Raw genomic sequence first — 20,163 nt, forward strand, 5'->3', positions numbered from 1 at the left:
AAAAATAAACGAAATAAAAGTATCAATGGAAAGGAGAAATTTTATTAAAACAAGTGCACTGGCGGGAGCCGGATTGCTGTTTACTCAAAATGTTTTTGCTAAAAATTTAGTGCTGGACGATTTTCCTGTTGTCCGTGTGCCTAAAGATAAAAGACATTTTACCAGCGAATCCGTAGAAAGTGCTATTGCCGCGTTTAAAAAGAAAGTAAAAAACAAAGAGCTGAGCTGGCTTTTTGAAAACTGCTTCCCGAATACATTGGATACTACTGTTTACTATACGGAAACCGGAGGAACACCTGATACCTATGTGATCACCGGGGATATTGATGCCATGTGGCTTCGTGACAGTTCCGCACAGGTTTTCCCTTATCTGCAGTTTTCGAAAAAAGACGAAAAACTGCATAAGCTGATTTCAGGAGTAATCCATAAACAGACTACTTTCATCCTGAAAGATCCTTATGCGAATGCTTTCTATAACGATGATCAGAAGATCAGTAAATGGAAAGAATATGACCATACCGATATGAAGCCGGGCACCCATGAAAGAAAATGGGAAATCGACTCGCTTTGCTATCCTATCCGTTTGGCCTACCACTTCTGGAAAACTACAGGAGATACAAAACCTTTTGATGCGAACTGGCTGAAAGGAATCAAACTTACCCTGCAGACCTTTACAGAACAGCAGAGAAAACACGATTTAGGACCTTACAAATTCGAGCGTACAACGGCTTGGGCAACAGACGGAGTTCCTATGGGGGGATATGGTTATCCAACGAAACCTGTAGGATTGATCAGCTCTATGTTCCGTCCAAGTGATGATGCTACCATCTACGGATTCCTGATCCCTTCCAACTTATTTGCGGTGGTAAGCTTACGCCAGGCTGCGGAAATGGTTGCTCAGATTAAAAATGAAAAAACGTTGGCTCAACAATTGAACAGCCTTGCTGATGAGGTAGAAACAGCCATCAAAAAATACGGAATTTACAATCATCCTGAATTTGGAAAAATATATGCTTTTGAAGTAAATGGCTTTGGAAGCTACAACCTGATGGATGATGCAAACTGTCCAAGCCTGCTGGGACTGCCTTATCTGGATGCGGTGAAAGCTGATGACCCTGTGTATTTGAATACAAGAAAATTTGTGTGGTCAGAAAACAACCCGTTCTTCTTCAAAGGTAAGCTGGCAGAAGGAATAGGAGGTCCGCATATCGGACTTGACATGATCTGGCCAATGAGTATCATAATGAAGGCACTCACTACCAAAGACAAAAGTGAGATCAGATGGTGCATAGATACCTTACAGAAAACGCACGGAGGAACAGGCTTTATGCATGAATCCTTCCATAAAGACGACTCTAAAAAGTTCACCAGAGAATGGTTTGCATGGGCCAATACCTTATTTGGAGAATTGCTATGGAAAACATTTAACGAAAACCCTGAGCTACTGACATAGCACACCCTTTTATATGGCTTTTTTATCATTGATTCCTTCCCGAAAAAGAAGGAATAAGGGGATTGCTATATAAAATTCAGACACCAAAACACCTTAAAAAAATTATACAATGAAAAAAAAATCCATCTTTACCGCACTGATTGCCATGATGCTTCAGTCTGGTTCTCTGATTAACGCACAACAGCTTAATCCTACCGGAATATGCTATGTGGAAGTGAATAATAACAACCTCCTGAATGCGGGAGCGTACAAACTGCAGACATCGAACAGCTACCTGTTTAATGTGGTGAATATTTTTGCGGCCAATATTAATTATGATACCAGCCGTGGTAGAGCATATCTGTATTCCAATAATAACGTGACCAAGGTTCTTACTAATGCAGATACTTACATAAAGCCACTTCAGCAAAAGGGAATGAAAGTAGTACTGACTATTTTAGGGAATCACCAAGGGGCCGGGATCTGTAATTTTCCTACCCGTGAAGCCGCAAAAGACTTTGCTCTGCAGCTTGCCAATACAGTGAATACCTACGGTCTTGATGGAATTGATTTTGATGATGAATATTCTGAATACGGAAATAACGGAACAGGACAGCCTAATGACAGCTCTTTTGTAATGCTTGTTCAGGAGCTTAGAGCTTTATTGCCGAATAAGATTATTTCATTCTATTACTACGGCCCTGCTGCTTCAAGACTTTCCTGGAACGGAGCCAGAGTAGGAGATAATGTCAATTACAGCTGGAATGCCATGTACGGAACATTTTCTGCTCCTAATGTGCCTCCTCTTACCAAAGCACAAATCTCTCCTGCTGCCGTATGGATGGGAAATACCTCCAATTCTACCACCACCAGCCTGGCAACTCAAACAAAAAATGGTGGCTATGGCGTATTCATGTGGTATGATTTACATGGAACTAATGAAACATCACAGCTTTCAGCAGGAACTCAGACATTATATGGAGAACCAACTGTTTTAAGCGGAACTTTACAATCCTGGACACAAGGGACCAATTGTGATGCCCCTATCGGATTGTACACAAGCAATCTTACCGGAACAAGCGCAAAACTAAACTGGTCAGCCGTAGGAACCAATACTTATGATATTGATTATAAACCTGCTTCTTCAACAACCTGGACAAATGCAGTAACAGCAACGAGCTCCACTTCCGTAACCATTTCCGGATTAACAGCCAATACTGATTACGACTGGAGAATCAGAACCAACTGCAGTGTGAAAAGCGCCTATATGTTTGCTCCAAGATTTACAAGCACTTCAGGAACAACTCCTACAGGATCCTATGCTCTGTCTTTGGATGGAAGTACTGAATCAGGAGCGGCCGGAAGTATGAATCTAAGCGGCTCAGCACTATCTTTTGAAGGGTGGATCAAACCATCATCATTCAAATCTGCGTCACCATATATTTCTTCGATCATGGGAACGGAAGTAAGCGACAGCAATTCTGCATTCTTACGATTAGGAGATGCCAGTCTGGCGAATAATAAACTTCAGTTTGTGGTAAGTATTAATAATGTACAGCAAAAACTGGCGTCTGCAACGGCCTTGAATGCCAATACCTGGTATCATGTAGCAGCTACTTACGATGGATCCAATATGAAAATTTATATCAACGGTGTTCTGGATGCCACTAAAGCACAAACAGGAAGTGTGAATTCAACTGGTGCATTCAACGTAGGATATTTATATAATACTTCCAGAAATTTCAATGGTAAAATAGATGAAGTAAGAGTTTGGAAGCGCGCATTGAGCCAAACCGAAATCAGTCAGAATATGTGTAATGTATCCGTTCCAGCAACTTCACTGGCTGCGTATTGGAAGTTTAACGAAGGAAGTGGTTCTACAGTTCAGGATACTTCAGGAAATGGTGTGACTTTAACGTTAACGGGAGTTGATTCTTCTAACTGGGGAACAGATCTGCCATGTACAACAGGAAGTTCAGCATTAGCAAGAACTGCAGGGCAAAAGGCGGTCAATGTCGGAGAGACAAGCATTAAAAATCAAATCAAATTATATCCTAATCCGGCAAGCAAATCTTCATTACTGACAGTTTCTGTTCCTGATGAATACAGCAAAGGAAAATTGACAATTTATGATTTTAACGGAAGAATCGTAGACACAAAATCACTGAACTCAGGAGATAATCAATATGAATTGAGCAGAATTCCGGCAGGAAACTACATTGTTCAGTTTGAATCTCATGATGGAAGCCTGAAACAATCCGAAAAACTAATTGTAAAATAATAACTCCCGTCATTGGGCTTCGGCCCAATGATTTTTTCTACTACAAAATTGATATACTATGAGAAAAAAATCCTTTTTTATTCCCTTAATGGCCTTGATGCTTCAATTAGCTCCGGCACTCAAGGCACAGCAGCTTAATCCTTTGGGAGTCTGTTATGTGGAAGTGAACAACAACAATATGCTGAATGCAGGCTCGTATACTCTGCAGAATACCAACAGACAGCTTTTTGATGTTGCTATTATTTTTGCAGCGAATATCAACTATGATGTTTCTAAAAACCGTGCTTATATCTCAAATAATAACAACGTTACCAAAGTTCTGAATGATGTCAATACCTACGTAAAACCTTTACAGCAAAAAGGAATAAAAGTATTGCTGGATCTTTTAGGAAACCACCAGGGAGCTGGAATTTCCAATTTCCCTAACCGTGAAGCGGCTAAAGATTTCGCCTTGCAGGTTGCTCATACCGTTTACACCTACGGTCTGGATGGAGTAGACCTTGATGATGAATACGCAGGATACGGAAATAACGGAACAGGACAGCCTAATAACAGTTCTTTTGTTATGTTATTACAGGAGCTTAAAGCTGCAATGCCGGATAAACTGATTACATTCTACTACTACGGTCCGGCTACAACCAGACAAACGTATAATGGAGATTTAGCAGGAAATTATATCAATTACACCTGGAACGCCATGTACAGTACGTACAATGCGCCTGTTGTTCCACCTCTTGATAAATCTAAAATCTCTGCAGCGGCCACCTGGATACAAAACTCGAATCCAAGTTCAACTTCTGCCACTACACTGGCAAGCTTAGCGACCAGTACAAAGAATGATCAATACGGTGTGTTTATGTGGTACGACCTGCCGGGAACCAATGTAGCCAGCTACCTGAGTACAGGATCCAATATTCTTTATAATGAAAATACACTCTTAAGTGGTCAGTTGTATTCATGGTCACAGGGACAGGCTTGTGATCCGCCATTGGGACTTGATGTCTCCAATGTGACAGGAACTTCAGCCCAACTGAACTGGACTTCCAATGCTTCTCAGTCTTACAATATTGATTATAAACCAGCTAATTCAACGGTATGGACAAACGTTGCCAACAATTATTCAGGAAATAATATTGTCATCAGCAACCTTACCCTGAATACCAATTACGATTGGAGAATCCAGTCTAACTGCTCACCGACATTAACAAGTACTTATATTTTTGCACCAAGGTTTAACTCCGGAAGTGGCTGCACTACGCCATCAGGATTGACTTCCGGAAGTTTCCTTGGTAATACGGCTCAGCTATCATGGGATGCCGGAAATGCAACGTCCTATACCCTGCAATATAAAACGACAGCTGCTACAACCTGGACTGAAATTCCAAATATTACAACTAATTCCTATTCATTACAAAACCTGACACCTAATACAAGTTATGTATGGAAAGTACAGGCTTCATGTACAGGAGGAACTACAAGTACTTATTCAGGAGAAGGATCATTCAACAGTGGTTTCGCTCCGGTTACAAGTCCGGGTGCAAGATCTCTTGCTTTCAACGGAAGCACGCATTATCTTAACGCAGGACAATTTAACCTGAGTGGAAACGCGGTGACCTTTGAAGGTTGGGTAAAAGTAAACTCATTTAAATCTGCTTTCCCTTACATCTCATCGGTAATGGGCGTTGAAGTAGGAGATAATAACTCGGCGATGCTTCGTTTCGGAGACGGAAACCTTGCGAATAATAAGCTGCAGTTTATATTAAGTTTTGGTTCGTCACAGGTGAAATTGAATACGAATACTTCATTCAACACCAATACATGGTATCATATAGCAGCTACTTATGATGGAACAGCCATGAAAATTTATGTCAATGGTAATCTTGATGCTACTTTTGCAGTAACGGGTAACTTTACGGCAAACGGAATTCTTTATCTGGGAAGAAACTATGACAATTCCCGTACACTCAACGGCTTTCTTGATGAATTCAGAGTTTGGAAAAAGGCATTAACACCACAGGAAATTTTAAGTAACAGCTGTAATGTTCCTGCCAATTCTACAGGTCTTGAAGCGAACTGGAAAATGGATGAAGGAAGTGGAATGGGAGCTTTGGATGCTACGGCCAACACTCATTTTGCAACCCTGATCAATATGACAGATGCCAACTGGAGAACAGATGTTGCCTGTGCTTCTAATCTTGCAGTGAAAGATGTTGAATCTGTGAAAGACAACAGCGCAGTCTATCCGAACCCTGTGAAACGAGGAAATGATCTTCACTTTGCTATCAGTGACAACTCTGCAAGTGAAGTGGCATTGTATGATGCTTCAGGAAAATTGATCAAAAAACAGAATATTAATCAAAATAATAACGCAGTCAATACGCAGGATTTAATCAGTGGTACTTATATTTACAAGATTACATCTGCGAACAGTAAAGTAATATCAACCGGTAAAATTATTGTGAAGTAAAATTCAAATAATGAAATAGTTATCGGAACTAATAAAATAGCGTCTGAAATACAAAGCAGACAGACAGAAGTGTACTTCTGTTTGTCTGTTTTTTCAGTCACGGGAAGGACCTTGAATTTAAAATAAAAAATAATGCAGAATATAGTAGGAATTGATATCGGAGGGTCGCACATTACGCTGGCTCAGGTAGATGCTGGAAAACGTGAAATCATTTCATCAACCTATGTAAGAGAACATGTAGATGCTTTCGAAAACAAAGAAGTTATTTTCAAAGCTTGGATTTCAGCCATTAATAAGGTGGCTCATGATCTGGTAAAAGAAGATCTTTTAATCGGTATCGCAATGCCGGGACCTTTCGATTATGAAAATGGAATATCTCTTATGCGGCAGGGAAAATTTATTGATATCTATCAGGTCAATATTAAAGAAGAACTGGCAAAAAGGCTGGCCATTTCTCAAAAGCAGATTCATTTTGTAAATGATGCGGCTGCGTTTATGGAAGGAGAAGTATTCGGAGGATGTGCCCAAGGTTTCAACAGTGCTTTTGGAGTGACTCTTGGAACAGGATTGGGAACTACTTTCTTCAATGGAAAATTTGCTGCCGATGAAGACTTATGGGATTCTCCCTTCAGAGATTCCATCAGTGAAGACTATCTGGCGACACGCTGGTTTGTGAATCATTATAAAGAACTGACCGGAGAGGAAATTTCAGGAACAAAAGACCTTCTGGATAAACCTACAGAGATACAGACTCAAATGTTTAACGATTATGCAGACTCCTTTTCTGAGTTTATTGTCAGATATGTAGATCATTACAAACCGGAAGTTTTAGTTATAGGAGGAAATATTGCCAAGGCTTATCCTCATTTTGAGCAAAGATTTATTCAGAACTTAACCGAGAATAATATTAACTTGCAGGTTAAAATTTCTGCTATATTTGAAGATGCGGCCATTCTTGGAGCTGCCAGCTATGCATTAAAAAAGCGTATATAAATTAACAAACGAAAAGATACAATGAAGTTTATATTTTCTACTTGCTTACTGTTATTACAGGCCTGGGCTTTAGGTCAGAATGTATCTCCCGTAGACTATGTGAATCCTTTGATGGGAACCCAATCCAAACCTTCATTATCCAATGGAAATACCTATCCGGCAGTCGGACTTCCTTGGGGAATGAATATCTGGACACCCCAGACCGGTAAAATGGGCGATGGATGGGCATATACCTACGATGCAGATAAAATAAAAGGATTTAAACAAACCCACCAGCCGTCTCCCTGGATGAACGATTATGGCGCATTTGCCATCATGCCTGGAGTTGGAAAAGTGAAGTTTAAAGAAGACGAAAGAGCAAGCTGGTTCAGCCATAAAGCTGAGGTTACCACACCTTATTTCTATAGCGTTTATCTTGCTGATATCAATGTCACAACAGAATTTACACCTACTGAAAGAGCCTCTTATTTTAAATTTGATTTTCCAAAGACAGACAGCGCTTACGTAGTGGTTGATGCTTTGAACAAAGGATCTAATATCAAAATTTTACCAAAAGAAAGAAAAATCCTCGGATATACTACAAGATATTCTACCGGGAAATACGAAAACTTTAAAAACTACTTTGTCATTCAGTTTGATAAAGATTTTGAACTCACAAAAACCTGGAAAGATGATAAACTGGTGAATGATCAGTTAGAAATTACCAGTGATCACACCGGAGCTGTGGTAGGATTTAAGCTTAAAAATAAAGAAACGGTGTATGCAAAGGTAGCCTCTTCATTCATCAGCTTTGAACAGGCAGAACTGAATCTTAAAAGAGAAATCGGAAACAGAAATTTTGAACAGGTCAAGACCGACGCTAAAAATATCTGGAATAAGACATTAGGAAAAATAGAAGTAAAAGGAGGAACAGATCAGCAGATGAGAACCTTTTATTCCTCTTTATACAGGACTTTATTCTTCCCGCAAAAGTTATATGAAATTGATGCTCAAAATAAAATAAAACACTGGAGTCCATACAATGGCAAAATTGTAGACGGAAGAATGTTTGCAGGAACCGGTTTTTGGGATACTTTCCGTGCTCTATATCCTTTCCTGAATCTTGTGTATCCAAGCATTAATGTGGAAATGCAGGAGGGACTGGCCAACGCTTATAAAGAAGGTGGTTTCTTACCAGAGTGGAGCAGTCCGGGATATTCTGATATTATGATTGGAAACAATTCCGCATCCGTAGTAGCAGATGCTTACATCAAAGGACTTCGCGGATATGACACAGAAGCGCTGTGGCAGGCTGTAAAACACGGAGCAAACAATGAAGGTCCTATAGAAGCTGTAGGCCGCGCAGGAGTAAAGTATTATAATGAACTGGGGTATGTTCCTTACGATGTAAAGATCAATGAAAATGCAGCAAGAACATTGGAGTATGCTTATGATGATTTTTCAATCTATCAATTAGGAAAAGCACTAGGTAAACCTGCTTCAGAAATTGATATTTATAAGAAAAGAGCTTATAATTACAAAAATGTATTCGACAAGGAGACGGGCCTTATGCGTGGTAAAAATAAAGATGGTAACTTCCAGAAACCTTTCAATCCTTTCAAATGGGGAGATGCTTTCACAGAAGGAAACAGCTGGCATTACACATGGTCCGTTTTCCAGGATATCGACGGTCTGGCAGAACTGATGGGTGGAAAGAAGAAGTTTGAAGCCAAATTGGATGAAGTCTTTTCTCTGCCTCCTGTTTTTGATGACAGTTATTATGGAGGCGTGATCCACGAGATCAGAGAAATGCAGATCATGAACATGGGACAGTACGCCCATGGAAACCAACCTATCCAACACATGATCTATCTATATAATTATGCAGGAGCACCTTACAAAACTCAATATTGGGCAAGACAGGTGATGAATAAACTGTATCATGCAACTCCTGATGGATATTGCGGTGACGAAGATAACGGACAGACTTCCGCATGGTATATTTTCTCAGCCCTTGGGTTTTATCCGGTAACACCAGCAACGGATCAGTATGTGTTGGGAGCACCATTATTTAAAGAAGCCACCATTCACCTTGAAAATGGTAAGAAAATTGAAATAAAAGCTCCTGAAAACAATGCGGAAAATTTATATGTAAAATCTTTGAATGTAAACCAACAGCTTTATTCCAAAAACTGGCTAAGCCACAAGGAATTGATGAAAGGTGCCGTGTTAGACTTTAAAATGGATAGCAAACCTAATAAAGAAAGAGGTACACAGGAAAAAGATTTCCCATATTCAATGTCAAAAGAAGAATCAAATAAATAATTTTTAAATTAAAAATATAGCTGCATGAGTACAGAAAAAAAAGAAATATTCGAGAGAGTAGAGAATATGCTGCAGACACAAGGTTTTACTATTGCTGCAAAAGATGATACAAGACCATGGGGAGGATTTTTTGTGATTGATGAAACACAGGCACAGGATTTTGCCAACCAGTATTTTGACGGGATTGATGTAGACAGCCTGAGAATAGGAGGGAAGCTAAGCCCTAAAATTCTTATCGTGGCTCCGGAAGCAAGATTAAGCTGGCAGTATCACCACAGAAGAGCCGAAATCTGGCAGGTAGTAGAAGGAACTGTAGGCATCAAAAGAAGCAATACCGATGAAGAGGGAGAATTGAAAGAATATGGTCCGAAAGATCAGGTGAAACTTCAGCAGGGGGAAAGACACAGATTAATTGGTCTTGAAGGCTGGGGAATCGTTGCTGAAATCTGGCAGCATACCGATGCTTCCAATCCTTCAGATGAAGATGATATCGTAAGAGTACAGGATGACTTTGGAAGATAAATAAAAAGAATCCGCTTCATTGAAGCGGATTTTTTATTGATAAGGAAGCCTGAGGCTGTAAGAGGGGAGTTACTGGAGGTTTTAAAGCTGTTGGATTTACTTCGTTATTACCGGTGAATTTTACTAGCAGTACTCCAGCTTCATTCCTCCAACTTCCTGCTTTTAAAACGTCACATCCAGTCCCAAATAGAAGTTGGCCTTCATAATCGGAGCATATACCATTCCTCCGTCAAAATAGCTTCCGAAAGGATTTTTAAAATCTACAATCGCATTTTTCTGATAATAAGAAGTCAGGTTTTCTCCTCCTACATAAGCTCTGATTTTTTTATTGAAATTTCTTGAGATCTGAGCATTAAGAACTGCATATGATTCCGAATAAGTTTGGAGCTGAAATTCTGCCGGATTCGTTGAAGTATCAGGAAGTCTTTGCTTTCCGACCCAGTTTAAAGTCGTATCAAAACTCCAGAATCCTCCTTTATCACTTTTATTGGTCGAATAGGCCAGATTCACGAATCCTCTGTGCTTCGCCATAAAAGGAACTTCTCTTCTTCCACCGATATAATCAGCCTGCACATCATAATATTTATATGCCAATCTTACTTCAAGATTTTTTACAGGCATGAAATCCCATTGAGTCTGGAATGAATTGGCAAAAGATTTTCCATCCAGATTATAGAATGTCAGCTGTTGAGGAGATCTGTCCAGATCTACCAATACCTGATCCTGGAAATCTGTTCTGAAGAAGTCAGCAATAATGCTTGATTTTCTTCCGAATAACTTAAATTCCTGTTGTAAACTGGCTCCATAATTCCATGCGATTTCAGGTCTTAATCCATAAATATTTCCTCCATTAGGTAGAATATTAATCGCTCTGTTGGAAGCAAAATACTGCTGGCTTTCCGCAAATACATTTGCTGTTCTGAAACCTCTTCCCGCAGAAAGTCTTAAAATTGTCTGAGGTGTGAAGTCATATTTAAAGTTCAATCTTGGCGTAAACTGTGTTCCTGCCAGGTTGTGGAAATCAACTCTTGAACCTGCTACTAAAGTATATTTTAAACCAGTTAAAGTATATTCAGCAAAAATGCCCGGTACAATTTCATTTCTTCTCATATCATCCAGCAAATACGTTTCTTTATAACCATCATATAAGAAACTTGCACCAGCCTTGTACTTGTGGTTGGTATTTCCGATGATGCTTTCAAAAATTAAATTGGAATAGTATGTATGCTGCTGTCCCGCATAATTTCTTAATCCAAAGAAGCTGTCCTGCTGATGGTAAACATACTGGTTCATCCATCCGATACTCTGGTAAGGTTTTCCTTTAAAAACATACCCAGTTTTATTCCAGACCTGGAATCTTGAAATATCGATTCCAACCCCATAAAAAGGCTGTTTGTCCTGACCCAGTTTTTTATCAAAACCAATCTGTCCTGCCGTTCTTTCATCTCTGATAAAATTAATTCCAAAATGAGACCCGAACCCCGACTTTTCAAGATCGTTATAGTTCAGCAAATATGCTGCATTAATCTGTGTTCCTTTCGGTCTATCCAGAAAGCCATCATGGTTCATATCTGTATTTCCAAACGTTCCGTTTCCGTGAAGAAGGAAAGTTTGCGACCATTTATCGTTGATCGGAGAAACATTGGTGATATTGATTTCTGCTCTTCCATTGAAGTCAGAAAAAAGGTTCAGTGACGTTTCAGGCGTCTTGGCATTTTTTAAAAGCTCAGTATTGATCTGGCCTGTGATACTTTCATAACCGTTGGTTACCGTACTTCCTCCTTTGGTAAGCTGAATACTTTCGATCCATCTTCCCGGGATAAAATTTAATCCATAAGCAGAAGCCAATCCTCTGATTTCAGGGAGTTGTTCCTTCGTTAAGCTGGTATATTTCTGATCCAGTCCAAGCATTTTCAGCTGTTTTGTTCCCGTAACTGCATTGCTGAAAGAAACATCTACCGTTGCATTGGTTTCGAAACTTTCAGATAAATTACAACAAGCAGCCTTTAAAAGTTCTTTTTTATCAATATTAAAAACAAGTCCGGCTTCTTTTTTACTTAAAGCGGTTGCTGCCTTAGAACCCGTTACCACAACACCATCAATATTTTTTTCATGTTGAGAATGATCCTCTTTAGCTGATGAAGTCTCATTGTCTTTATGATCTTCATGCTTTGTTGCTTCTTCGTAATGAACCTTTGGATTAGGCTGCCCAAAAGTAAACTCTCTGTCATACAGGCAGCATCCCGGAAGTCCGTTGTAAACAGCATCAGAAGCTTTGTATTTTTCATTATCATGACCTGCATCAGCAATAGCCTTTAAAATCTTTTCTGATGAGGTTTTTGAAGGATCAAAATTCAAAGTAACCATTTGTTTCTCCGCATTCCATTCCGCACTATTGGCTCCGGCATCTTTTGATGCTTTTTCAATTCTGGCTTTACAAGAAGCACAGTTTCCTCTTACATAGAATTCATTCTCTTTTTTAGTGGAAATAGTAGCCTCTGCATGATGCTCATGATTGGTTTCTGCCTGTGAAGGCTTTGCATCTCTGTCGTAATGACAACATCCCGGAAGTCCTTCATAGGTTGTGTCAGGAGCTTTGAATTTTTCGTTATCATGACCTGCTTCTGCTACTTTTTTCAGAATATCATCGGCGGATGCTTTGTCTGTTTCAAAGGTTAAGGTTTGAAGATCAATAGAGTATACTGCTGTTTTTGCGCCAGCTTTTTTAGCGGCACTTTCAATTCTTGTTTTGCACATTTCACAGTTCCCTTTTACCTTGAACTGATTTTTTGAAAGTGTTTGAGCAGCTATAAATTGTGTAAATAGGAATAATGCACCAAGTATCAACCTGGAAATATATAATTTCATTTTGTTTAAAAGTTTAAATTAATTAAAAAACAGTTCACTATAAGACATAATGAACCCTTGATGTTTTAATTAACCTATCTTGGGCGGTTGCCAGATTTCCTTTAAACGGTCTGAAAGATAAGGATCAGCATACTGAAACTGAGGATTCTTATTCGATTTATAATAAGACAGTTCCAGACGTAGATTTTTTGAAAAAGGGGTTTCAATAAAAGTATAGCAGGCAATGCATGATGAGCAGCAGTCATCTTTACATGATTTTGTTTTATCATGGTTGCTGTCTTTTTTTGAAGAATGATTTTTACAGCAATCCATTTTTTTTGAAGACTCTGCTTTACAGCATGTTTCCTGTGCCTCTTGCGCATAGAAATTATCCTTAGGAATCAGAAAGACTCCCAGGCAAAACACTATGGTAAGTATGTGAAACAGCTTCATCTCTGCAAAAATACAAAATTTATGGCAAAGGATCACCAACTTTTAGAGAACAGCTGTGCCAAGGTTCTCCGTGTGCCGGATTCAGTTTGGGTTTTTCTCCCATCGCCAGATTCTGTGCAGCAGGTGCAGGAGCTGGACTTTGGGAAGGCTGAACTACATTTTGTGCTGGCTGTGGTGCAGGAGCGGGTTTACTGTTTAAGGGTTGACCTACCTGAATATCACATCGGTGTCCAGGCTGCCCGTGGGGAGGATTCATTCCTGGAGCGGTTTTTACCTGTTTTCCATTGTTATCAAGGGAAATTTTCCCTGGTGATACGGCATTCGGATCAATCTGGATGGTATTGCCTCCGTTCACGTTTACATTTTGCGTAGCTGGAGTAGCTGCAGCAGGTTGACCATTTAAAGGTTGTCCTACCGGAATATCGCATCGGTGTCCAGGTTGTCCGTGTGGAGGATTCATTCCCGGAACGGTAGCCATAGGAGCAGGAGCAACGTTAGACTGGATGCCTGCCTGTTCCATCAGAGCGGTTTTTGAGGTTGTATTTAGGGCTACGTTGGGCTGGCCAGCGTTGGCTTCTTCTTTTAAGTAAGTAGCTCTCTCATCCTTTTTACAGGATGCAGCTAAAATTGATACGGCGATCAAACCTATAAATGTATTCTTCATATCCATGGGTATGAAACAAAATTAGCAAAACATTTTCAATTGTTTTGCTAATTTTATACTTATAATTTGATTTTTGGATTAATTTTTTACCAAAAGTCTAAATCCTTCTCCGTGAACGTTGATGATTTCCAATCCTTCGTCGTCTTTTAATAACTTACGAAGCTTGGCAATATAAACGTCCATACTTCTTGCTGTAAAGTAATTTTCCTTTTTCCAGATCTTTCTTAAAGCAAGGTCTCTCGGCATGAAATCATTTCTGTGGATGCAAAGAAGTTTTAATAATTCATTTTCTTTAGGCGAAAGTTTGTATTCTTTATCACCTACTTTCAGTTGTCTCAGCATAGAGTCGAAGAAAATATTGCTGATCTTGAACTGCTCCTGTTCTTCATTTTCCAGGGTAGAACTTCTCTGAAGAATTGCTTTTATTTTGTATAATAGAAGCTCAGTATCAAAAGGTTTTGTAATATAATCATCAGCACCTAACTGATATCCCTTCAGGATATCTTCTCTCATGTTTCTTGCAGTAAGGAAAATGATCGGTGTATTTTTATCAATCTTTTTTACGTCTTCCGCTAATGAAAATCCGTCTTTTTTAGGCATCATTACGTCAAATATGCAGATATCGAATTCATTTTCCGTAAATTCTTTAAGTCCCTGCTCCCCATCAGTGGCAAGAGTTACTTCAAAATTATTGATGGTCAAATAATCTTTAAGCACCGCCCCGAAACTCTGATCGTCCTCTACTAATAATATTCTGTTGCTCATAATTTTAATAATTAAAAATTAACAATTAAGAATGAACTTCCTCACTCTATCTTCTATATTTTGATATTTGGTTACACTTTTTATAATTGATGAATGATCATTGATAATTGATGTGATGGAGAAGTTTTATCATTTATCGATTATCATCTATCATTTATTTTTCTAGCTCATCGGTAGTTTTATCGTGAAGGTACTTCCTTTTCCTTTATGAGATTCTACGATAATCTGTCCTTTGTGCAGTTCTACAATTTTCTTCACGTAAGAAAGACCTAATCCCTGGCCTTTTACGTTGTGAATATTTCCGGTTTCTTCTCTAAAGAATTTTTCGAAAATTTTGGTTTTATTCTGCGTATCCATCCCCATTCCTTTATCGGAAATTTCAATTACATACCAGTGTCCTTCATTTCTTGTTTCTACATGTATTTCCGGTGCTTCAGGAGAATATTTATTGGCATTATCCAGTAAGTTGACCAGCATATTGGAGATGTGGAATTCATCTATTTTAAAATTATACTGAGTGGCCGTAAACTTCTGCGTAAGGGTTCCATTCCTTTGTTGTACAATCAGGTTGAAAGATTCTGTAGTTTTTTTGATCAGCTCTCTTACGTTGGTCTCTTTTAAAAATAATTCCACTTCATTTCGCTCAAGCTTGGACATGTTAAGTACATTTTCCACCTGCTTTTTCATCCTTAAGTTCTCCTGCTTGATCAGTTCGGAATAGTATTTTACCTTATCCGGATTGGTGGCAATTTTGTCATTAGCCAAAGAATCCGTGGCTACAGAAATGGTTGCCAATGGTGTCTTAAACTCGTGAGACATGTTGTTGATGAAGTCTGTTTTCACTTCAGCAAGTTTTTTCTGCCTCATCATATAATTGATGGAAATAATATAAATCCCAAGAATGGTAAGGAGAGAAAGGAATGTTCCCAAAAGCATCGGCCAGTTATTCATAGCCAGAGAATATTCTTTTTTAGGGAATACCAAGGCAAGGTTATATAAAGTATGATACTTTTTATCCGTAAAAAGTGGATAACTATAAACGTTGTTATCCTTTTTTTCTTTGTATGCTTTATTGGCAATACTTGTTAGCTTATTATTTCGGTCCAGAACTCCATAGCCAAATTTGGCAGATATACCTCTTATTTTAAGTTCTTTATTGATAACAGAATCAAGTGTTTTCGGGTCTACCCTTTTAGCAATAGGAAGATTATTTCCATATACTTTTACAAACTCTTTCATGGCATAATCTCCGGTTTCAATCTCCTGATTAATGTCTGTAGTAAGAAGTTCACGATTGGTAGTATCTCTCTTTATTTTGTAGGCTGCTTCATCTGTGTATAAAGTTGTCAGCTTAATAGAATCTCCTTTTTGAGAAATCGGAAGTTGTGTTTTTTCAACAATATTTTTGGAATAAATTATTTGCCTTTGTGTACCTGAATCTTCTACTTGTTGAATGGTAGTAAGAGATGGTTTATCACTATTGGCAATAATTAAATTTCTATTTTCTTTGTTTAAATATTTGTCCGCTTCTATCTCTTCAATACTTTTTGAAGTACTTTCCAAAACCGCATACACTTTATTTGAAAAATCCTGTTCCAGTACGCCGTAATAGCCCTTCAACCAATAAAATTGGAGCGTTACGAAGACAATCAGTGAGATTGTCATAAACACTGAAATTATTGGGATGAATTTGTTATTCATTATTTAATTATATAGGTTTTGGAAAAATGAATGTTAAAATTAATTGTTTTAAGAGTACCTAAACAAAAAACGAGCCAAAAAATTGTTTTTTTTTTCTTAAAAGAGTGTTTTTTAACAATTATTTATGAATTATCTTTTAGTTGTCATATGAAAAGTCCCTTTCAATAAATAAAGTGTTAACTTTATTAAAAATAAATATTTATGGAATCTAATATCATTTTCAACAAAGATTTTGATGAGCCCAGCACTTATGTCATGAAGATTTATAAGGCTGATGTTTCAACAGTGTGGAAGTATTTTACAGAAGCCGAATTATTGGATCAATGGTGGGGACCTAAACCGTGGAAATGTGAAACGGTAAGTCAGGATTTCAAAGAAGGAGGGATCTGGATGTATACGATGGTAGGACCAAACGGAGAAAAAGGGCCTATGTATTCTCAGACTCAATATGGAGAAATTACAGAACACAGAAGTCTTGACTGGATGAGTGCTTTCTGTGATGAAAAAGGCAATGTCAATGAAGACTTCCCAAGGTCAAAATGGCTGATTGGCTTTACCGGAGTGGAGGAAGGAACTAAAGTAACCATCAATATCCATTACCATTCTCCTGAAGTGATGAAAAAGCTTATGGATATGGGATTTGAAGAAGGATTTAAAATGGGACTGAATCAACTGGAAGAATTGATTGGATAAATGTGAATATAAAAATTATAAAAGAGGATTTTCCATTGGAAAACCCTCTTTTTATTTATCAACAGGAATTAACTTCCTGCTTTATTTTTCAAGACTCCAGCCTTTACAAAAGCTCTTCTTCCTGAAAGTACTGGATAATCGCCTTTTTCATAAGCAAAGTCTGCTCATTAGGTTTGAGTTCCGGAAGTTCTTCCACAGTTTCAAAGTGGGGCCATCCGTCTTCATAGTGGGTAAATTTATAATATCCAAAAGGCTCAAGCAATCTGCAGACTGCAATATGAATCAGGTTTACTTTGTCTTCTTTCGTATATTTTTGCTGGCCGCTTCCCAGTTCCTGCAACCCTATCAGAAATAAGAGGGTTTCAATGGGTGGGTTCTTCTCCGTCTGGAAATTGTCTTCAAAGAATTGTTCTATTTTTTTCCAGTATTCAGCTTCGTTCATAATATATTTAAATGATAAATGATAGTTGATCAATGATAAAGTTAGTTCTTTAGCATTTTTCTATAGGAAGAAGTTACTTTCAGTATTTCTTCAGTCTTTATTTTTATATCTGCTATAATTTCTTTTTGAACATATTCCAGTTCCTCTAACATTTCAAGCCAAAACAAAGTTTCATCAGTTTCTTCAATCACGATAGATATTTTAGAAAACCGCTCAGCTTTTGATCTTGCTCTGCACATAGCTCTATAATTAGCAGCCATAGAAGTAGAAGACCGGAATATTTGTTTTCTGATCACAGAAAAGGCTTCATTAGGTGGAAGTTTAGAAAATTCTTTAATAATCATGATGGCTAGCTGCTTTGTTTTAAAAGCAAAAATTGTGTTATAATCTGGACTATCCATCATTTATCATTTATGAATTATCATTTATTTTCAACAGGAATGCATATTCTAATGCATCTTCTTTCAGAGATTCAAATCTTCCGCTTGCCCCTCCGTGTCCGGAGCTCATGTCGGTTTTGAAGACTAAAATATTATTATCTGTTTTTAATTCTCTCAGTTTTGCCGTCCATTTTGCAGGTTCCCAATACTGTACCTGAGAATCATGAAATCCTGTAGTGATCAGCATGTGAGGATAATCTTTAGCCTCTACATTATCATAAGGAGAATAGTCTTTCATATAATGATAGTATTCCTTATCATTAGGATTTCCCCATTCATCATATTCTCCGGTTGTCAAAGGGATTGTATCATCCAGCATCGTTGTAACAACATCTACAAAAGGTACCTGTGCCACAATTCCGTTGAATAACTGAGGTTCATAATTTACCACAGCACCTACCAGCAGCCCGCCGGCACTTCCTCCCATCGCATACATGTGTTTTGATGAAGTATAATTTTCTCTGATCAGGTATTTTCCGGCATCAATAAAATCAAAGAATGTATTTTTCTTAAACAACATCTTTCCGTCTTCATACCATTCTCTTCCCAGATATTCTCCACCACGGATGTGAGCAATAGCATAAATAAATCCTCTATCCAGCAAAGACAATCTTACATTAGAAAAGCTGGCATCAACAGTATGTCCGTAGCTTCCATATCCATATAAAAGAAGTGGAGTGTCAGGTGATTTCTTAGTGTCTTTATGATATACCAGTGAAATAGGAACTTTTGTCTTTCCATCTCTTGAATCTGCCCAGATTCTCTCCGAAATATAATTTTCAGCAGCAAAATTTCCACCCAAAACTTCCTGTTGTTTCAGAAGTTTTGTCGTCTTTTCCTTCATGTTGTACTCATACGTGGAACTAGGCTGTGTAAGGGAAGTATATCCATAGCGTAAAATTTCCGTATCAAATTCCAGATTGATCCCGATATAAGCTGTATAAGTAGGATCTGAGAAAGGTAAGTAGTAAGATTCCTGTGTTTTCTCGTCAATGATTTTGATCTGTAGCAATCCTCTTTCTCTTTCCTCGAGAACCAGATAATCTTTAAAGATCTCAAAACCTTCCAGTAAAACTTCTGCACGGTGCGGAATCACATCGACCCAATTTTCCATGCTGCAGTTATCAATCTTTGTCTTTACAATCTTGAAATTGATCGCATCATCCGCATTGGTAATGATATAAAATTCGTCTTCATAATGCTCTACTGAATATTCAAGATCCTCTATCCTTGGCTGGATCACCGTCCATTCTGCAAATACGTTGTCAGAAGGAATAAAACGATGTTCATCAGAAATAGTGCTGGAGCTTGCAATGAAAATATACTCTAATGATTTTGTCTTAAATACATTGACATCAAAAGTCTCATCCTCTTCATGAAAAATCAGAACATCTTCCGCTGAATCTGTTCCCAGCTGATGTCTGTACACCTGAAATGCACGAAGACTTTTATCTTTCCTGATGTAAAATATATGTTGGTTATCATTTGCCCAAACAGCTTTCCCTGTCGTATTAGGAATAGTGTCCGGCAGGATTTCTCCGGTTTTTAAGTTTTTAAAATTTAGTGTATAAATTCTTCTTCCTACATCATCGGAAGAAAAAGAAGTCAGTTCGTTGCTGGGGCTTACGGCAACACTTCCTACTTCAAAAAACTCTTTACCTTCTGCCAGAATATTAACGTCGAGTACAATTTCCTCATCATTCTCAAGGCTTTTATACTTTCTGCAGAAGATAGGATATTCTTTGCCTTCTTCATAACGTACAATATACCAATACTCATTAAAGAAATAAGGAAGAGACTCATCGTCCTTTTTGTAGCGGGCTTTCATCTCTTCGAAAAGCTCTTCCTGAAGAGCTTCCGTATCTTTCATGATGAATTCTTCGTAGGCATTTTCTTCCTCAATGTATTTGATCACTTCAGGGTTTTCCCTTTCGTTCAGCCAAAAGTAATTATCGGTTCTTATATCGCCGTGGGTTTCTAGTATTTTTTCAATTTTTTTTGCCTGTGGAGCTTTCATCCGGGGTATTTTATTTTTTTATTGAATAGAATGTTCTTATACTTTTTTCTTCTGAAAGTAAGTAATTTAAGCAGAAATCCTTTCAATATTAATTTTTGTTCAAATTTAGGTAAAAAAAAACCATCTTTCCTTTATTGAAAAG

At 38.1% G+C, this 20,163-nt stretch carries 15 protein-coding genes; 7 read left to right on the plus strand and 8 right to left on the minus strand.

What is annotated here, in order from left to right; all coding sequences use genetic code 11:
* Positions 1-25: 25 nt before the first annotated feature.
* The 6 genes from DEU39_RS14810 to DEU39_RS14835 all read left to right on the plus strand — a co-directional run bounded on the left by DEU39_RS14810 (position 26) and on the right by DEU39_RS14835 (position 9,999).
* Positions 26-1,453, plus strand: a complete 1,428-nt coding sequence (locus DEU39_RS14810; protein WP_120232475.1) for a glycoside hydrolase family 125 protein — start codon at positions 26-28, stop codon at positions 1,451-1,453.
* Between the two features lie 109 nt (positions 1,454-1,562).
* Entirely contained in the window at positions 1,563-3,713 is a 2,151-nt protein-coding gene (locus DEU39_RS14815; protein ID WP_120232476.1) for an endo-beta-N-acetylglucosaminidase H, read from the plus strand.
* Positions 3,714-3,771: 58 nt separating this feature from the next.
* Positions 3,772-6,180 (plus strand): endo-beta-N-acetylglucosaminidase H, encoded by a 2,409-nt coding sequence (locus DEU39_RS14820; RefSeq protein WP_120232477.1) that lies wholly within the window; start codon positions 3,772-3,774, stop codon positions 6,178-6,180.
* A 132-nt stretch (positions 6,181-6,312) separates the two neighbouring features.
* Complete coding sequence (locus DEU39_RS14825) at positions 6,313-7,173, plus strand: ROK family protein (protein ID WP_120232478.1); 861 nt, start codon at positions 6,313-6,315, stop codon at positions 7,171-7,173.
* Between the two features lie 21 nt (positions 7,174-7,194).
* Entirely contained in the window at positions 7,195-9,477 is a 2,283-nt protein-coding gene (locus tag DEU39_RS14830) for a GH92 family glycosyl hydrolase (protein ID WP_120232479.1), read from the plus strand.
* A 24-nt stretch (positions 9,478-9,501) separates the two neighbouring features.
* Complete coding sequence (locus DEU39_RS14835) at positions 9,502-9,999, plus strand: phosphoheptose isomerase (RefSeq protein WP_120232480.1); 498 nt, start codon at positions 9,502-9,504, stop codon at positions 9,997-9,999.
* Between the two features lie 162 nt (positions 10,000-10,161).
* On the opposite strand, the gene DEU39_RS14840 is transcribed toward DEU39_RS14835, so the two are convergent.
* The 5 genes from DEU39_RS14840 to DEU39_RS14860 all read right to left on the minus strand — a co-directional run bounded on the left by DEU39_RS14840 (position 10,162) and on the right by DEU39_RS14860 (position 16,429).
* Positions 10,162-12,867: a TonB-dependent receptor domain-containing protein gene (locus DEU39_RS14840; protein WP_120232481.1), complete on the minus strand. Its 2,706-nt coding sequence runs from the start codon at positions 12,865-12,867 to the stop codon at positions 10,162-10,164.
* Positions 12,868-12,936: 69 nt separating this feature from the next.
* The gene (locus DEU39_RS14845; RefSeq protein WP_183037425.1) at positions 12,937-13,299 is read right to left on the minus strand and encodes a hypothetical protein; all 363 of its coding nucleotides are present in this window, start codon (positions 13,297-13,299) and stop codon (positions 12,937-12,939) included.
* A gap of 19 nt (positions 13,300-13,318) precedes the next feature.
* Positions 13,319-13,963, minus strand: a complete 645-nt coding sequence (locus DEU39_RS14850; RefSeq protein ID WP_228436792.1) for a hypothetical protein — start codon at positions 13,961-13,963, stop codon at positions 13,319-13,321.
* 78 nt (positions 13,964-14,041) lie between these two features.
* Positions 14,042-14,728, minus strand: coding sequence for a response regulator transcription factor (locus tag DEU39_RS14855; RefSeq protein ID WP_002982671.1), 687 nt, complete (start codon positions 14,726-14,728; stop codon positions 14,042-14,044).
* A gap of 162 nt (positions 14,729-14,890) precedes the next feature.
* Positions 14,891-16,429, minus strand: a complete 1,539-nt coding sequence (locus tag DEU39_RS14860) for a sensor histidine kinase (RefSeq protein ID WP_120232483.1) — start codon at positions 16,427-16,429, stop codon at positions 14,891-14,893.
* 201 nt (positions 16,430-16,630) lie between these two features.
* Here DEU39_RS14860 and DEU39_RS14865 point away from each other — a divergent pair, with 201 nt between their 5' ends.
* A complete protein-coding gene (locus DEU39_RS14865) occupies positions 16,631-17,122 on the plus strand; it encodes an SRPBCC domain-containing protein (protein ID WP_120232484.1) in 492 nt (163 codons plus the stop codon).
* Between the two features lie 103 nt (positions 17,123-17,225).
* On the opposite strand, the gene DEU39_RS14870 is transcribed toward DEU39_RS14865, so the two are convergent.
* The 3 genes from DEU39_RS14870 to DEU39_RS14880 are packed head-to-tail and all read right to left on the minus strand — an operon-like array spanning position 17,226 to position 20,021.
* A complete protein-coding gene (locus DEU39_RS14870) occupies positions 17,226-17,564 on the minus strand; it encodes a hypothetical protein (protein WP_120232485.1) in 339 nt (112 codons plus the stop codon).
* A 41-nt stretch (positions 17,565-17,605) separates the two neighbouring features.
* Positions 17,606-17,968, minus strand: a complete 363-nt coding sequence (locus DEU39_RS14875) for a four helix bundle protein (RefSeq protein WP_228436794.1) — start codon at positions 17,966-17,968, stop codon at positions 17,606-17,608.
* Positions 17,969-17,975: 7 nt separating this feature from the next.
* The gene (locus DEU39_RS14880; RefSeq protein ID WP_120232486.1) at positions 17,976-20,021 is read right to left on the minus strand and encodes a S9 family peptidase; all 2,046 of its coding nucleotides are present in this window, start codon (positions 20,019-20,021) and stop codon (positions 17,976-17,978) included.
* Between the last annotated feature and the right edge of the window lie 142 nt (positions 20,022-20,163).

The organism is Chryseobacterium sp. AG363, assembly GCF_003610675.1.
GTDB lineage: Bacteria > Bacteroidota > Bacteroidia > Flavobacteriales > Weeksellaceae > Chryseobacterium > Chryseobacterium cucumeris.

Excerpts from the sequence above, each read along its gene's own strand:
- DEU39_RS14810 (WP_120232475.1), top strand. The coding sequence starts at position 26 with ATGGAAAGGAGAAATTTTATTAAAACAAGTGCACTGGCGGGAGCCGGA.
- DEU39_RS14815 (WP_120232476.1), top strand. The coding sequence starts at position 1,563 with ATGAAAAAAAAATCCATCTTTACCGCACTGATTGCCATGATGCTTCAG.
- DEU39_RS14820 (WP_120232477.1), top strand. The coding sequence starts at position 3,772 with ATGAGAAAAAAATCCTTTTTTATTCCCTTAATGGCCTTGATGCTTCAA.
- DEU39_RS14825 (WP_120232478.1), top strand. The coding sequence starts at position 6,313 with ATGCAGAATATAGTAGGAATTGATATCGGAGGGTCGCACATTACGCTG.
- DEU39_RS14830 (WP_120232479.1), top strand. The coding sequence starts at position 7,195 with ATGAAGTTTATATTTTCTACTTGCTTACTGTTATTACAGGCCTGGGCT.
- DEU39_RS14835 (WP_120232480.1), top strand. The coding sequence starts at position 9,502 with ATGAGTACAGAAAAAAAAGAAATATTCGAGAGAGTAGAGAATATGCTG.
- DEU39_RS14840 (WP_120232481.1), bottom strand. The coding sequence starts at position 12,867 with ATGAAATTATATATTTCCAGGTTGATACTTGGTGCATTATTCCTATTT.
- DEU39_RS14845 (WP_183037425.1), bottom strand. The coding sequence starts at position 13,299 with ATGAAGCTGTTTCACATACTTACCATAGTGTTTTGCCTGGGAGTCTTT.
- DEU39_RS14850 (WP_228436792.1), bottom strand. The coding sequence starts at position 13,963 with ATGAAGAATACATTTATAGGTTTGATCGCCGTATCAATTTTAGCTGCA.
- DEU39_RS14855 (WP_002982671.1), bottom strand. The coding sequence starts at position 14,728 with ATGAGCAACAGAATATTATTAGTAGAGGACGATCAGAGTTTCGGGGCG.
- DEU39_RS14860 (WP_120232483.1), bottom strand. The coding sequence starts at position 16,429 with ATGAATAACAAATTCATCCCAATAATTTCAGTGTTTATGACAATCTCA.
- DEU39_RS14865 (WP_120232484.1), top strand. The coding sequence starts at position 16,631 with ATGGAATCTAATATCATTTTCAACAAAGATTTTGATGAGCCCAGCACT.
- DEU39_RS14870 (WP_120232485.1), bottom strand. The coding sequence starts at position 17,564 with ATGAACGAAGCTGAATACTGGAAAAAAATAGAACAATTCTTTGAAGAC.
- DEU39_RS14875 (WP_228436794.1), bottom strand. The coding sequence starts at position 17,968 with ATGATGGATAGTCCAGATTATAACACAATTTTTGCTTTTAAAACAAAG.
- DEU39_RS14880 (WP_120232486.1), bottom strand. The coding sequence starts at position 20,021 with ATGAAAGCTCCACAGGCAAAAAAAATTGAAAAAATACTAGAAACCCAC.